General features: G+C 60.4%; 13 protein-coding genes. 3 read left to right on the top strand and 10 right to left on the bottom strand.

Annotated elements, in window-relative coordinates; genetic code table 11:
- Nucleotides 1-36: 36 nt before the first annotated feature.
- From IB246_RS09530 to IB246_RS09520, 3 genes are all read left to right on the top strand, one after another.
- Nucleotides 37-312 (top strand): polyhydroxyalkanoic acid system family protein, encoded by a 276-nt coding sequence (locus IB246_RS09530; protein ID WP_008041889.1) that lies wholly within the window; start codon nucleotides 37-39, stop codon nucleotides 310-312.
- 244 nt (nucleotides 313-556) lie between these two features.
- Nucleotides 557-979 carry a phasin family protein gene (locus tag IB246_RS09525; protein ID WP_008025226.1) on the top strand — a complete coding sequence of 141 codons (423 nt, stop codon included), beginning with the start codon at nucleotides 557-559 and terminating at the stop codon, nucleotides 977-979.
- A 10-nt stretch (nucleotides 980-989) separates the two neighbouring features.
- Entirely contained in the window at nucleotides 990-1838 is an 849-nt protein-coding gene (locus IB246_RS09520) for a phasin family protein (protein ID WP_008041887.1), read from the top strand.
- A gap of 191 nt (nucleotides 1839-2029) precedes the next feature.
- Here the strand turns inward: IB246_RS09520 and IB246_RS09515 are convergent, their stop codons facing one another.
- The 10 genes from IB246_RS09515 to IB246_RS09470 all read right to left on the bottom strand — a co-directional run bounded on the left by IB246_RS09515 (nucleotide 2030) and on the right by IB246_RS09470 (nucleotide 15049).
- Entirely contained in the window at nucleotides 2030-2650 is a 621-nt protein-coding gene (locus IB246_RS09515) for a TetR/AcrR family transcriptional regulator (protein WP_008041885.1), read from the bottom strand.
- Nucleotides 2651-2800: 150 nt separating this feature from the next.
- Nucleotides 2801-4483, bottom strand: coding sequence for a class II poly(R)-hydroxyalkanoic acid synthase (phaC, locus tag IB246_RS09510; protein ID WP_008041884.1), 1683 nt, complete (start codon nucleotides 4481-4483; stop codon nucleotides 2801-2803).
- Nucleotides 4484-4597: 114 nt separating this feature from the next.
- Entirely contained in the window at nucleotides 4598-5452 is an 855-nt protein-coding gene (phaZ, locus tag IB246_RS09505; protein ID WP_008041882.1) for a poly(3-hydroxyalkanoate) depolymerase, read from the bottom strand.
- Between the two features lie 144 nt (nucleotides 5453-5596).
- Nucleotides 5597-7276 (bottom strand): class II poly(R)-hydroxyalkanoic acid synthase, encoded by a 1680-nt coding sequence (gene phaC, locus IB246_RS09500; protein ID WP_008041874.1) that lies wholly within the window; start codon nucleotides 7274-7276, stop codon nucleotides 5597-5599.
- Between the two features lie 258 nt (nucleotides 7277-7534).
- Nucleotides 7535-7912: a gamma-butyrobetaine hydroxylase-like domain-containing protein gene (locus IB246_RS09495; protein ID WP_085988409.1), complete on the bottom strand. Its 378-nt coding sequence runs from the start codon at nucleotides 7910-7912 to the stop codon at nucleotides 7535-7537.
- A 110-nt stretch (nucleotides 7913-8022) separates the two neighbouring features.
- Nucleotides 8023-9360: an ATP-dependent protease ATPase subunit HslU gene (gene hslU, locus IB246_RS09490; RefSeq protein ID WP_008025214.1), complete on the bottom strand. Its 1338-nt coding sequence runs from the start codon at nucleotides 9358-9360 to the stop codon at nucleotides 8023-8025.
- Nucleotides 9361-9414: 54 nt separating this feature from the next.
- The gene (hslV, locus tag IB246_RS09485) at nucleotides 9415-9954 is read right to left on the bottom strand and encodes an ATP-dependent protease subunit HslV (RefSeq protein WP_008025213.1); all 540 of its coding nucleotides are present in this window, start codon (nucleotides 9952-9954) and stop codon (nucleotides 9415-9417) included.
- Between the two features lie 217 nt (nucleotides 9955-10171).
- Complete coding sequence (locus tag IB246_RS09480; RefSeq protein WP_008025212.1) at nucleotides 10172-10870, bottom strand: SPOR domain-containing protein; 699 nt, start codon at nucleotides 10868-10870, stop codon at nucleotides 10172-10174.
- 1 nt (nucleotide 10871) lies between these two features.
- Nucleotides 10872-12608, bottom strand: coding sequence for an arginine--tRNA ligase (gene argS, locus IB246_RS09475; protein ID WP_032832667.1), 1737 nt, complete (start codon nucleotides 12606-12608; stop codon nucleotides 10872-10874).
- A gap of 221 nt (nucleotides 12609-12829) precedes the next feature.
- Nucleotides 12830-15049, bottom strand: coding sequence for a primosomal protein N' (locus IB246_RS09470; protein ID WP_008041865.1), 2220 nt, complete (start codon nucleotides 15047-15049; stop codon nucleotides 12830-12832).
- Between the last annotated feature and the right edge of the window lie 49 nt (nucleotides 15050-15098).

The raw sequence follows: 15098 nt of genomic DNA, 5'->3' as shown, positions 1-15098 counted from the left end.
GCTTCAGGAAAGTATTCATAAAGCAGGAGTCATTCGATGGCCCGTATTAGTGTTGAACGAGCCCACGGCCTGGGCAAGGAAGCGGCCCGCGAGAAGGCCGACCAGTTGGCGCAGAAACTGTCCGATCAATATGGCCTGGAGCCGCAGTGGTCCGGCGACACCCTGAACCTCAAGCGTTCCGGGGTGAAAGGCGCGGTGCATGTTGCTGAGGATTCGATTCGCGTTGATGTGGAATTGGGCCTGATGATGTCGGCCATGAGCGGCATGATCAAATCGGAAATCGAAAAGGCCCTCGATAAAGCCCTGGTCTGATTTCCGAATCGAACCACATCCCCTGTGGGAGCCAGCCTGCTGGCGATGGCGGTGTATCAGTCAACATTGATGTTGATGGATAAATCGCTATCGCCAGCAGGCTGGCTCCCACATTTGTTTTAAGGTGCACCCGAGGTTTTATGTCAGTTGTTAGGGTGCCGTTTCTAATTTTTCTCCCTACTTTGTGCATGAGCCCGACACTTTCGCGGGCAGTTCCTCAAACCTTCTGCGCGTGAGGTGCACCATGGCCAAAGTTATTTTGAAGAAAAAAATCGACGCTTCGACAACCGCTCTGAGCGACGTCAAATCCTATGCCCGCAAGATCTGGCTGGCAGGCCTGGGTGCCTACGCCAAGGTCGGCCAAGAGGGCAGCGATTACTTTCAAGAGTTGATCAAGGCTGGTCAAACTGTTGAAAAGAAAGGCAAAAAGGTAGTTGCCGAGAAACTTGAAGCAGCTAACGCCGAGATTGATGAAGCCAAGAGCGAAGTAAGCACTTTCAAAGGCAAGGTCGAAGTTCAACTCGACAAGGTCGAGAAGGCTTTTGACTCGCGTGTCGCAAGTACCTTGAATCGTATTGGCATTCCGTCTAAACATGACGTTGAGGCACTCTCTGCTAAGCTCGATGAGCTGACGGCATTGCTCGAACGCGTCGCGCGTAAATCTTAAGGAGAACGGGATGGCTGGTAAAAAGAACACCGAAAAAGAAGGCAGCTCGTGGATCGGGAAAGTCGAAGACTACTCCCGCAAAATCTGGCTTGCTGGTTTAGGCGTGTACTCGAAGATCGACACTGACGGCAGCAAGCTCTTCGATACATTGGTCAAAGACGGCGAGAAAGCCGAGAAGCTCACCAAGAGCGCTGTCGGCAAGAAAGTCGATGCCGCCAAGGACTCCGCTACCTCTGCCAAATCGCGCATCACTGGCGTGAAAGATCGTGCGCTGGGCAAGTGGGATGAGCTGGAAGGGGCTTTCGACAAGCGCCTGAACAGCGCCATTTCGCGCCTGGGTGTCCCGAGCCGCAACGAAGTGAAAGCGCTGCACAGCAAGGTCGATACCCTGACCAAGCAAATCGAAAAACTCACCGGTGCCAAGGTTGCGCCTGTTGCGGCGAAAACCGCAGCAGCCAAACCAGCGGCTAAAACCGCTGCCAAGCCTCTGGCAAAAGCTGCCGCTAAACCGGCTGCAAAACCCGCCGCGAAAGCAGCGGCCAAGCCGGCTGCCAAAACGGCCGCAGCAAAACCTGCCGCAGCCAAGCCAGCAGCGAAACCGGTTGCCGCCAAAGCCGCCGCTAAACCGGCTGCTAAACCTGCAGCAGCCAAGCCTGCGGCAAAACCTGCCGCCGCGAAAAAACCAGCAGTGAAAAAACCGGCAGCGCCGAAAGCTGCTGCTCCAAAACCAGCAGTGGCTGCCGCCAAACCGGCAACCCCGGCGCCGACAGTGAGCAGCTCCAACTCTGCTACCGCGCCGACCCCTGCTGTAACCCCGACTGCCGCGCCAGCTCCATCGACGCCAACCAGTCAGTCCTGATTTCAGGGCTCAAAAAAACGCCCGGCCTGCAAAGGTCGGGCGTTTTTGTTTGTGCACGATCCTGCAAACACCACCGCCCTTGTAGGAGCTAGCCTGCTAGCGATATCGGTTCATCAGTCAACAACAATGTCGCCGGATAAATCGCTATCGCCAGCAGGCTAGCTCCCACAGGGGGTCGCGGTATTCAGGGGTTATCCGTGTTCTTCGAGGTATTGGAGTGCCAGTTGCTCCGTCGCCACCTTGATCGGCGGCAGCAGATGCGGCGCCACCAGCATCATGATCTGATACACCACCAGCCTCACCTCACCTTCGCGATCCAGAATCCGCTGGTAATCCAGCGAAAACAGCAGCGTCATGGTGATCTGTTCCACCAACTGCCCCAACGCCTGCGTGTCGCTGACCAAGTGCCCCTGAGCCTTCAACCGCGCCAGCAATGAAGCCAGTGTGCGCTTCAGCGCGTTGAGCAGGTTGCGAATCCCCTTGGCCAGTTTCGGCAGGCGCCCGGCGAGGTTCGACAGGTCCTGAAAGAGAAACCGATAGTGCGACAGGCGCTCGACGATCAGGTGCAGGAACAGCCAGTAATCTTCCGGTGCCAACTCCACATCGGACGGCGGATCGAGCAGCGGCGCAAGCTCTGCCTGGAAGCGCTCGAACAGCCCGAGAATCAGCGGTTCCTTGCCGTGAAAGTGGTAGTAGAGGTTGCCCGGGCTGATGCCCATTTCGTTGGCAACTTCCATGGTGGAGACGTTCGGTTCGCCCTTCTGATTGAACAACTGCAGGGCACATTCGAGGATCCGGTCGCGGGTTTTCATCCAGTCTTCTTAATGTTCAAGTCCTGCCGCGCTCAAACCCTGTAGGAGCCGGCTTGCTGGCTATCGCATCACCACGGTGGGTCGTGAAACCGCGGTGATGCATTCGCCAGCAAGCCGGCTCCTACGGAGGCGGCAGTGGTGTGTTGGGTGTCAGCGCACGCGCACGTAAGTACCGGGTGCCGCCTCCATGGGTGGATAGTTCTGGTTGCCGAGGGCCATGTGGGTTTCCTTTTGCGCGCCCGAACGTTCCTGAATCCAGCTCAGCCACTGCGTCCACCAGCTGCCGTCGACTTGCTTGGCGTCGTAATACCAGGCCCGCGGATCGCTGCTCAGTTTTGTGCTTTCAATGAAGTTGGCTTTCGGGTTGGACGGCGGGTTCAGGATGCTCTGTACATGACCGCTGTTGGACAGCACGAAGCGTCGCTCGCCACCCAGCAGCAGCGTCGAGCGATACACGGCATCCCACGGAGTGATGTGGTCGTTGATGCCGGCCACGCTGAAGCTGTCGACGGTGACTTTCTGCAAGTCGATCGGCGTGCCGCACACTTCCAGGCCCCCCGGATGACTCAGCGGGTTGTGCTTGAAGAAGTCCAGCAGATCGCCGTGAAAGGCGGCTGGCAGACGTGTGTTGTCGTTGTTCCAGTAGAGGATGTCGAACGCCGGCGGCTCCTTGCCCAACAGGTAGTTGTTGACGAAGTAGCTCCAGATCAAATCGTTGGGGCGCATCCAGGCGAAGACCTTGGCCATGTCGCGACCGTCCAGCACGCCCTTCTGATAGGACCGACGCTTGGCCGCTTCCAGGGTCTGTTCGTCGGCGAACAGGGTCGCGGGACTCTCCATCTGGCTGTCGAGCAGGCTCACCAGATAGGTTGCGCTGGATACACGGCGCAGTTGCCGCTTCGCCTGCAAATGACCTTGCAGCGCGGCAATGGTCAGCCCGCCGGCGCAGGCGCCCATCAGGTTGACTTCCCGGGCGCCGGTGATCGCCCGGCATACATTCATCGCTTCTTCGACGGCTTCGACGTAGGTCGAAAGGCCCCATTCGCGATGGCGCACATCGGGGTTGCGCCAGCTGATCATGAAGGTTTGCAGGCCGTTTTTCAGGGCGAACTGGACGAAGCTGTTGTTCGGGCTCAGGTCGAAAATGTAGTACTTGTTGATCTGTGGCGGCACCACCAGCAGCGGTTTGGAATACTGCTTTTCGCTCATCGGCTTGTACTGGATCAGTTCCAGCAGCTCATTGCGAAACACCACGGCGCCGGTGGTGGTGGCGACCGTCTTGCCGACCTCGAAGGCCTGCTTGGTCACTTGCCTGGGCAGGCCGTCGTTGTGCAGGAAATCATCGACCAGGTGACTGATGCCACGCACCAGGCTGTTGCCGCCGGAGTTGAAGATTTCCTTGACCGCCAGCGGATTGAGCAGGGTGTTGGACGGTGACACCGCGTCATTGAGCAAAGCGAACGCGAAGTGGGCGCGGGCGCGATCGTCCGGGTCCATGTTGCTCTCGTCGATCCAGCTTTTGACCTGTTTCTGCCAGCTCAGGTAGGCCTGCAAACTGCGGCGATAAAACGGGTTGAGGCTCCATGCGGGGTCGGCAAAGCGATTGTCGTTGGGGTTGGTCGGGTGCAGGGTTTCGCCCAGCAACACGCGCCCCAGTTGACCGCCCAGCTTCAACGCATGGCGGGCGCTGTGCACGGGGTTGCGCAAACCATGGGCGGCAACGCTGCGCAGGGTCGAAAACAGATCCCGACCACGCAGGCCGGTAATCGCACTCTGTGCGTTGATGAACGCTGCGGGAGTCGGTAAAGATTCCCTCGCTGGCTTGTCGCGCATGACTCAACACTCCTTCGTCTTCAGGCCAAATACAAACACACCGAACCAGAACACCATAGACGCTGTAACGGGTTGTTGCGCGGCGCGGCGTCCTGCCGACCGACGATAAGTCGGTTAGCCGCCCGATGGAGCCGGATGCGGATGCATCACGGCGCGCTGCCGTTCTTCCTCGAGAAACTTCATGATGATCGGCGCCACGGCCTCGGCGCGGGTGATCAGGAACAGGTGCCCGTCATCGATGATGTGCAACTGGGCATTGGGAATCCGCCAGGCCAGCACGCGCATGTTGATCAACGGGATCAGCGGGTCATCGTCGCCGGCCAGCACCAGTGTCGGCTGGTGGATCTTGTGCAGCCAGTGAATGCTGGTCCAGCCGAGCCCGGCGAACAGCTGCCAGTAGTAACCGAGCTTGCCTGCCGAGCGCACCTTCGCCGCATGGCTGGCCGCCAGTGTCGGATCGCGACGGAACGAGCCGCCGTAGATCATCGGCGCAATGCGGATCACGTGCGATGGCTGGATGTAGCGCCGTGGGCTGGCCATCATCCACAGCACTTTCGGTTTGCCCGGCACCATCACAGCACCTGCCGCCGTTGCCGCCAGCACCAGTTTCTTGCAGCGCTCGGGGTAGTCGTAAGCAAACTGCTGGGCGAGGGCGCCACCCCATGACACACCGATCACGTTCACTTGCCCGTAATCGAGATAATCGAGCATCCGCGCCGTGAGTTTGGCCAGGCCCGGAAAACGATACGGCCGGTTCGGCGTCGACGAACCGCCGACACCGGGCACGTCGAAAGCGATGACTTCGAGGTCCGGGTCCAATGCTGCGACAAACGGAAACACCAGCTCCAGGTTGGCGCCGATGCCGTTGAAAATCAGCAAGGGCGTCAAGTGAGGCTTGCCGGGGCGTACTGCCGTGCGGAGGGTCTGGCCATCCAGGTCGACGGTACGAAAAATGAACGGTTGCGGCATGCTTCAAGCCCTGTGGGTTAATTATCCCGGTCCCCTGTAGGAGCGAAGCTTGCTCGCGAAGGCGTCAGATCAGTCGAAATCTACGTTGAATGAATGACCGCTTTCGCGAGCAAGCTTCGCTCCTACGGGGGGCGGGTGTGTCAGTTACCGTTCGTGTACGTAAGTGCCCGGTGCTGCTTCACCTTCCGGATAAGCCTTGTTGCCCAGTTTTGTCGGGGATTTTTTCAATTCGCCCGAACGCTCGGCCTGCCAGGCTTGCCAGTGCAGCCACCAGGAATCGGTGTGCTTGGTGGAATTTTCCTGCCACTCCTCAGCCTTCAACGGCATCTCGGTGCCCGTCATGTAGCGTGATTTCGGGTTGCCCGGCGGGTTCAGAATGCTCTGGATATGCCCGCTGCTGGACAGCACGAATTCGACCTTGCCGCCGAACAGTTGCGCCGACTTGTAGCAGGACTTCCACGGGGTGATGTGGTCGTTGGTGCCGGCCAGGGAAAAGATGTCGGCCGTGACCTGCTTCAGGTCGATCGGCGTGCCGCACACTTCCAGTGCATCCGGGCGGATCAGCGGATTGTTTTTGAACATCTCGATCAGGTCGCCGTGGAACGCGGCGGGCAACCGGGTGGTGTCATTGTTCCAGAACAGAATGTCGAACACCGGCGGCTCGTTGCCGAGCAGGTAGTTGTTGACCCAGTAGTTCCAGATCAGATCGTTGGGGCGCATCCAGGCGAACACTTTCGCCATGTCGCGGCCTTCGAGTACACCCGCCTGATAGGAATGGCGTTTGGCGGCTTCAAGCGTCTGCTCGTCGACGAACAGTGCGACGTCGCTGTCCAGGGTGGTGTCCAGCACGCTGACCAGCAGCGTCAGGGCGTTGACTTTTTTCTCGCCGATTGCGGCGTAGTGGCCCAGCAACGCGGTGCAGGTGATGCCGCCGGAGCAGGCGCCGAGCATGTTCACGTCTTTGCTGCCGGTGATCGCGGTGACCACATCAACCGCCTCCTTGAGCGCTTCGATGTAGGTCGACAGACCCCATTCGCGTTGCTCCTTGGTCGGGTTGCGCCAGCTGACGATGAAGGTCTGCACGTGATTGCGCAGGCAGAAACGCGCCAGGCTTTTGTCCGGGCTCAGGTCGAAAACGTAGAACTTGTTGATCTGTGGCGGCACCACCAGCAATGGGCGCTCATGCACCTGCTCGGTGGTCGGCCGGTACTGGATCAGCTCCAGCACGTCGTTACGGAAAACCACCGCACCTTCGGTCACGCCCAGGCTCTTGCCGACTTCGAATGCGCCCATGTTGACCTGGCTCGGCATGCCGCCGTTGTGCACCAGATCCTTGGCCAGGTGCGAGAGGCCGTCGAGCAGGCTCTTGCCACCGGTTTCGAAGAAGCGTTTGACCGCTGCCGGGTTGGCCGCCGTGTTGGTCGGGGCCATGGCTTCGGTCATGAGGTTGATCACGAAATGCCCGCGTGCCACATCCTTGGGCCCGAGGTTACTGTCGTCGATCCAGTCGTGGAGTTCCTTGCGCCACGCCAGGTAGGTTTGCAAATAACGTTTGTAGAGCGGGTTCTGGCTCCAGGCCGGATCGGCGAAACGACGGTCATCGCTGGTCGGTAGCAGTTCGGATTTGCCGAACAGCACGTTCTTCAGTTCAAGACCGAAATGAGCGACATGCTTCGCACTGTGAATCGGTTGTTTAATGGCCTGCCTGAGCACCATTCGAGCAGAAGCCAGTAGATCCTTTCCACGCAGCCCAACGACAGGATTAAGCCCCAAGGTGTTTTCCGAGGCTTGATTCTTCAAGTCATCGTTATTCTTGTTACTCATCTACGACGCTCCATTGTCCTGAGACGAGTACCTGAGTCCAGCCGTGTAGTCACACAGCCAATGCCAGGTACTACTGCTCGGGTGACCGATAATTCTGCATCGCTGCTTTTTAGTTCAGAGAGCACTGCAGGTAACTTGCCAGCTCCATTGGTTACCCGAGTTTAATTTTTTTCGCAAGCAGGCTAATGACTGACCTCGCGGCCAAGCATTCAAACAGATGAAATTAGAAAATGCCTTCTAATGCGCAAGAGGCGCGGGTTAGAGCATCAGCTTGACGACCGATTCGTTAGGGTCGCGGGTCTTTCCGGCCGCTTTCAGCTCGGCAAGATAATCGTTCCAGAGATCCTCTTGGCGCACGCCCAACTGGTACAGATATTCCCAGGTGAACAGGCCGCTGTCGTGGCCGTCGTCGAAGGTCAATTTCAGTGCGTACTGACCGGCCGGTTCTACCTTGGTCAGGCCTACGCCGATCTTGCCAAATTGCAGGATAGGTTTGCCGTGGCCCTGGACCTCGGCGGAAGGAGAGTGCACGCGCAGGAACTCGGCGGGCAGGTGATGTTCCTCGCCGGACGCGTATTTCAGCGACAGGGTTTTCGAGGCTTTGTGCAGTTTGATGTCGGTGGGGATCATGACCAAAGTCCGTATTGAAGCGCGAGGTCTGAACCTCTGTAGGAGCCGGCTTGCTGGCGATGGCGATTTCAAGTACGTCATCGCCAGCAAGCCGGCTCCTACAGGAGGTCGCATACCTACAGGATATAACGGGACAGGTCTTCGTTCTGCGCCAATTCGCCGAGGTGGTTGTTGACGTAGTCGGCGTCGATCAGGATCACCTTGTCATCGTGAGCGCTGGCCAGGTCGCCGGCGCTGAACGACACCTCTTCGAGCAGGCGCTCAAGCAGCGTGTGCAGGCGACGGGCACCGATGTTCTCGGTTTTCTCGTTGACCTGCCAGGCGATCTCGGCGATGCGCTTGATGCCATCCGGCTGGAACTCGATGGCCAGGCCTTCGGTTTTCAGCAGTGCGCAATATTGCTCGGTGAGCGAGGCGTGCGGTTCGCTGAGGATGCGTTCGAAGTCTTCCGGCGTCAGCGCCTTCAGCTCGACACGAATCGGCAGACGCCCTTGCAGCTCAGGCACCAGATCGCTCGGCTTGCTCAAGTGGAACGCACCGGAAGCGATGAACAGGATGTGGTCGGTCTTGACCATGCCCAGTTTGGTGTTGACGGTGCAGCCTTCGATCAGCGGCAGCAGGTCGCGCTGTACGCCTTCACGGGACACATCGACGCCACCGGAGTTACCGCGCTTGGCCACCTTGTCGATTTCGTCGATGAACACGATGCCGTGCTGCTCGACCGCTTCCAGCGCCTTGGCCTTCAACTCTTCGTCGTTGACCAGGCGGCTCGCTTCTTCGTCGCGGACCAGTTTCAGCGCTTCCTTGACCTTGAGCTTGCGGCTCTTGCGTTTGCCCTTGCCCATATTGGCGAACAGGCTCTGCAACTGGTTGGTCATTTCTTCCATGCCCGGTGGCGCGGAGATATCGACGCCGGACACTTCGGCGACTTCGATTTCGATCTCCTTGTCATCCAGCTGGCCTTCGCGCAGGCGCTTGCGGAACAGCTGGCGGGTGTTGGAGTCGGCCGACGGGGCGTCATCGTTGTTGAAGCCCATGCGCGCCGGTGGCAGCAGGGCGTCGAGGATGCGCTCTTCGGCGGCATCTTCGGCGCGGTGGCGAACCTTGGTCATTTCCTGTTCGCGCAGCAGCTTGATGGCAGCATCGGCCAGGTCACGAATGATCGACTCTACGTCGCGGCCAACGTAGCCGACTTCGGTGAACTTGGTCGCTTCGACTTTGATGAACGGTGCGTTGGCCAGTTTGGCCAGGCGACGGGCGATCTCGGTTTTGCCGACACCGGTCGGGCCGATCATCAGGATGTTCTTCGGCGTTACTTCAACGCGCAGCTCTTCCGGCAGTTGCATCCGGCGCCAGCGGTTACGCAGCGCGATGGCGACGGCGCGTTTGGCATCGTCCTGGCCGATGATATGGCGGTTGAGTTCGTGGACGATTTCACGGGGAGTCATGGACATAATATTTTGACGGACCTTAAACAAGATGAGTCGTGGCGTGGGGCCGAAACAGACTTACTCGTCGCCTTTGGCGCAGTCCTGCTCCTCAATGGTCTGGGTGTGGTTGGTGAATACACAGATGTCGCCGGCAATGCCGAGGGCGGTTTCGACGATTTCCCGGGCTGACAGGTCGGTTTTCTTCAGCAGCGCACTGGCGGCGGCCTGGGCGTAGGCGCCGCCGGAACCCATGGCGATCAGGCCTTGTTCAGGCTCTACAACGTCGCCGTTGCCGGTGATGATCAGGGACGCGTCTTTGTTGGCGACCGCGAGCATGGCTTCGAGGCGGCTGAGGGTGCGGTCGGTGCGCCATTCTTTGGCGAGTTCGACGGCGGCGCGAACCAGATGGCCCTGGTGTTTCTCCAGTTGACCTTCGAAGCGCTCGAAAAGGGTAAAGGCGTCGGCCGTGGCGCCAGCAAAACCGGCGAGGACTTCGCCGTGGTAGAGGCGACGAACTTTCTTCGCGTTGCCTTTCATCACGGTATTACCGAGAGAAACCTGGCCGTCGCCGCCCATGACGACTTTGCCGTGGCGGCGAACTGAAACGATGGTGGTCAAGGGAGAGTCTCCACGCAGCGGGGCGAAAATGCCTTATGCCAACTCATATGGGGGTGGTGGAGCGTTTTTCAACTGCGGGGCGGGAGAGGGGACGAGCGGTGGCGTACACGAAGATGTGTGGTGGGAGTGCTGACGCCAATCGCGAGCAGGCTCGCTCCCACAGGGTTGGCGCAAATCCTGTGGGAGCGAGCCTGCTCGCGATGAACGATAACGCGGATCAGCGGTTCTGGCGTTGTTGTAACAACAGGTTGCTGAACCCGGCGCCGGACAGTTGTTTCTGCGCGGTGGTCAGCTGTTCGCGGTTGCTGAACGGCCCGACCAACACCCGATACCAGGTCTCGTCCTTCACCGTGCCGGACTCAACCGATACCGCCTGGCCGAGCAGGATGATCTGCGCGCGCACCTTGTCTGCATCAGCCTCCTTGCGGAACGAACCGGCCTGCAGGAAGAACTTGGTCACCGGTGCCGCCTTGGCCACGGGTGGCGGTGGCGGCGGGGTGATGCCAGCCAATGCCGCCTGAGCCCGCGCCGTGTCGATCTTCGCCGCTTCCGCCGGGGTTACCGGCGTGGTCGGTACAGCCGGCGTCGGCGGTGTTTTCTCCGGCACGGCATCCGGCGGCACGATGACTTCCGATTCCGGCAGCAAGGTGTAGAAGTCGTACTTCGGCTTCACCGGTTGCGTCGGGCTCGGCGGGGTCTTGTTGGCCTCGGCGACCTTGGTGGCTTTCTGCTGCTCGATCTTCTCGCGCTTGACGCTGTCGCTGCCCTTGCCCGGTTCCAGCTTCATCAGGAACACAATGAACGCGCCGACCGTCAGGCCGATGGCCATCCACAACCAACCCGGGATCGGTTGCTTTGCTGGAGCTTGGTAACGGCTGGCGCCACGCTTGGGTGCAGGTTTTTTCTTGGCAGCCAACTTACATACGCTCCAGAGTTTCCAGACCCAAGAGTTCCAGGCCTTGCTTGAGAGTGCGACCGGTCAGCGCGGCAAGACGCAAGCGGCTTTGCATTTGCGCCGGGGTTTCAGCACTGAGGATCGGGCAGTTCTCGTAGAAGCTGGAGAACAGGCCGGCAACGTCGTACAGGTAGGTGCAGAGGATGTGCGGCGTGCCTTTCTCGGACACGTTGTTCAGGATTTCGCCGAATTGCGCGAGTTTGGCTGCCAGCTCATGTTCATGCGCGGCTTCCAGGACGATCTGCCCTTCGACTTCGCTGAAGTCCTTGCCGAGCTTGCGGAACACGCCCGCCACACGGGTGTACGCGTACAGCAGGTACGGCGCGGTGTTGCCTTCGAAGTTCAGCATCAGGTCGAAGTTGAAGCTGTAGTCGCTGGTGCGGTGCTTGGACAGATCGGCGTATTTCACTGCGCCGATGCCCACGACCTTGGCGATGTTGCGCAGCTCGTCTTCGGCCAGCTCCGGGTTTTTCTCTTTGACCAGGTTGTAGGCGCGTTCCTGGGCTTCGGTCAGCAGGTCGATCAGCTTCACGGTGCCGCCATCGCGGGTCTTGAACGGACGGCCGTCGGCGCCGTTCATGGTGCCGAAGCCCATGTGTTCCATTTCCATCGGGTGCGTCACGAAGCCGGCCTTGCGGGCGACGGCGAACACTTGCTGGAAGTGCAGGGCCTGGCGCTGGTCGACAAAGTACAGCGCGCGATCAGCCTTCAGCTTGCCACTGCGATAACGTACCGCCGCCAGGTCGGTGGTGGCGTAGAGGTAGCCGCCATCCGCCTTGACGATGATCACTGGCAGCGGGTCGCCGTCAGCGTTCTTGAACTCGTCAAGGAACACGCACTGCGCGCCGTTGCTCTCGACCAGCATGCCGGCGGCCTTGAGGTCGTTGACCACGTTGATCAGGTCGTCGTTGTAGGCGCTTTCGCCCATCACGTCGGCCATGGTCAGTTTGACGTTCAGCAGCTCGTAGATTTTCTGGCAGTGCGACAGCGAGATGTCCTTGAACTTGGTCCACAGCGCCAGGCAATCCGGGTCGCCGGCTTGCAGCTTGACCACCAGGCCACGGGCGCGGTCGGCGAACTCTTCGGATTCGTCAAAACGGCCCTTGGCGGCGCGGTAGAAGTTTTCCAGGTCCGACAGCTCGTCGCTGGTGATCGGGTTTTCCTGCAAGTAAGCCATCAGCATGCCGAACTGGGTGCCCCAGTCGCCCACGTGGTTCTGACGGATCACTTCGTCGCCGAGGAACTCCAGAACGCGAGCCACGCCGTCGCCGATGATGGTCGAACGCAAGTGGCCGACGTGCATCTCTTTGGCGAGGTTCGGTGCCGACAGATCGACCACGGTGCGTTGCGCCGGGCCGGCCTTGCGCACGCCGATGTGCTCGTCGGCCAGTGCTGCGTCGAGGCGGGTGGCCAGGGCGTCGGTGTTCTGGAAGAAGTTCAGGAAGCCAGGACCGGCGATTTCGGTCTTGGTGACGTTTTCGTCAGCCGGCAGCGCGGCGATGATTTTCTCGGCCAGATCGCGCGGCTTCATGCCGGCCGGCTTGGCCAGCATCATGGCGATGTTGCTGGCGAAGTCGCCGTTTTTCTTGTCACGGGAGTTTTCCACCTGGATCGCCGGCGTCAGGCCTTCAGGCAACACACCTTCGTTGACGAGTTGGGTGATGGCTTGTTGGATCAACTGGCGAATGGTGTCTTTCATGGTCTTCTCTTTCGACCGCAAGCGCGGCGGCGCTTCGATGCGCTGGTGGAAAAACTGGGCATTATCCGTTGCGAAGGCGGGCTTGCCAACTATAGCGGGCAGGTTGTGGATATGTGGTGACAAATAGACCGCTATCGCTGGCAAGCCAGCTCCTACATTGGACCGGTGAACGCCTCAAATCCCCTGTAGGAGCTGGCTTGCCAGCGATGGCGGCCGATTGATCAATACAAATCCACAGGATCGACATCCAAAGACCAGCGCACCGCCCGCCCACTCGGCATCTGCTCCAGCACCAGCAACCAACTGGCCAGCAACCGGTGCAGCGGCGCCCGGGCCGTTGCCTGCAACAATAACTGCGCGCGATAACGCCCGGCCCGACGTTCCATCGGTGCAGGCACCGGCCCGAGCAATTCGATCCCGGTCAGATTCTGTTCAGCCAGCAAACGCTCGGCCTCGCTGCACGCCTCGTCGAGAAACCCTTCCGCCTGCCCCGGTTTGTGCGCTTCGGCCCGCAGCAGCGCCAAATGCGCAAACGGCGGCAACCCGGCAGCGCGTCGTTCGCTCAGCGCCTGTTCAGCGAACGCGAAGTAGCCTTGTTCAGTCAGTTGCACCAGCAGCGGATGGTCCGCCAGATGGGTCTGGATGATCACTTTGCCCGGCTCTTCAGCCCGGCCTGCGCGGCCGGCGACCTGCACGATCAGTTGCGCCATGCGCTCACTGGCGCGGAAGTCACCGGAGAACAAACCACCGTCCGCATCGAGAATCGACACCAGCGTCACCCGTGGGAAGTGATGCCCTTTGGCAAGCATTTGCGTGCCCACCAGAATGCATGGGTGACCCTTCTGAATGGTCGCGAACAACTGATTCATCGCGTCCTTGCGCGACGTGCTGTCGCGGTCGACCCGCAGCACCGGCACATCCGGGAACAGAATGGCCAGGCGTTCTTCGGCGCGTTCGGTGCCGGCGCCCACCGGCCGCAAATCCACTTTGCCGCACTTCGGGCAGTGCCGGGGTACGCGTTCGACGTAGCCGCAATGGTGGCAGCGCAGTTCGCCGGAGCGCTGGTGCACGGTCATTCGTGCATCGCAGCGCTGACATTCGGACATCCAGCCGCAGTCGTGGCACAGCAGCGTCGGGGCGAAACCTCGACGGTTGAGGAACACCAATACTTGCTGGCCGGCCGCGAGTGTCTGGCCGATGGCTTGGTGCATCGGCCCGGAAATGCCGCTGTCGAGCGGGCGACTTTTCACATCCAGGCGCAGGAAGCGCGGTTGCTTGGCGCCGCCAGCACGCTCATTGAGGCGTAGGAGGCCGTAACGTCCGGTGTAGGCATTGTGCAGGCTTTCCAGCGAAGGTGTGGCGGAACCGAGCACGATCGGGATGTTTTCCTGCCGTGCGCGCACCAATGCCAGGTCGCGGGCGTGATAGCGCAGTCCTTCCTGCTGTTTATAAGAGCCGTCGTGCTCTTCGTCGATGATGATCAGGCCGGGGTTTTTCATCGGCGTGAACAGCGCCGAACGGGTGCCGATAATAATGTCGGCGTCGCCGTCACGCGCTGCGAGCCAGGCTTCGAGGCGCTCGCGATCGTTGACCGCCGAGTGGATCAGCGCGATGCGTGCATTGAACCGTTGTTCGAAGCGCGCCAGGGTCTGCGGGCCGAGGTTGATTTCCGGGATCAACACCAGTGCTTGCTTGCCGGCTTCAAGGGTTTCGCGGATCAACTGCAAATAGACTTCGGTCTTGCCGCTGCCGGTGACGCCGGCCAGCAGGAACGCGTGATAACTGTCGAACCCGGCGCGAATCGCCTCATAGGCGGCGCGTTGTTCAGGGTTGAGCGGCAATTCCGGTTGCGCCAGCCAATGCTCGTGGCGGGCGCCGGGGGCGTGCTTGCGGATCTCCACTTGCACCAGATCCTTGGCCAGCAGCAGATCCAGGCTGTCCTTGCTCAGCATCAACTTGCTCAGCAACTGATGGGCGACGCCATGAGGATGCTGCGCCAGGGTTGCCAGCGCCTCACGCTGACGCGGGGCCCGGGCGATGCGCGGGTCATCGAGGCTGGCGCCAGGCGCGGCGGACCAGAAGCGTTCCTGGCGCGCTTCGGCCAGCTCGCCCTGACGCAACAGCACCGGCAGTGCCCAGCTCAAGGTGTCGCCGAGGCTGTGCTGATAATACTGAGAGGTCCACAGGCACAGCTTGAACAGCGCTGGCGGCAAGGGCGGCGTGGCGTCGAGCAGGGCCAGGGCCGGTTTGAGCTTTTCTGCAGGCACTTCGCTGGTGTCGGTGACCTCTACCAGAATCCCGATCATCTCCCGCCGGCCGAAAGGTACGCGCAGGCGCATGCCCGGTTGCAACTGGGCGCGCAGGACTCCGGCCGGGGCACGGTAATCGAACAGGCGGCGCAGGGGCGAAGGCAGGGCGAGGCGCAAAATGGCGTCGGGCACGCGGGGGGTCTCGATCAACAAAAAATAGGGGGCGTGACATATAACCTGT

The sequence above is a fragment of the Pseudomonas sp. PDM01 genome (genome assembly GCF_014852325.1).
Lineage (GTDB): Bacteria > Pseudomonadota > Gammaproteobacteria > Pseudomonadales > Pseudomonadaceae > Aquipseudomonas > Aquipseudomonas migulae.
This window is presented reverse-complemented; position numbering and strand designations above follow the sequence as displayed.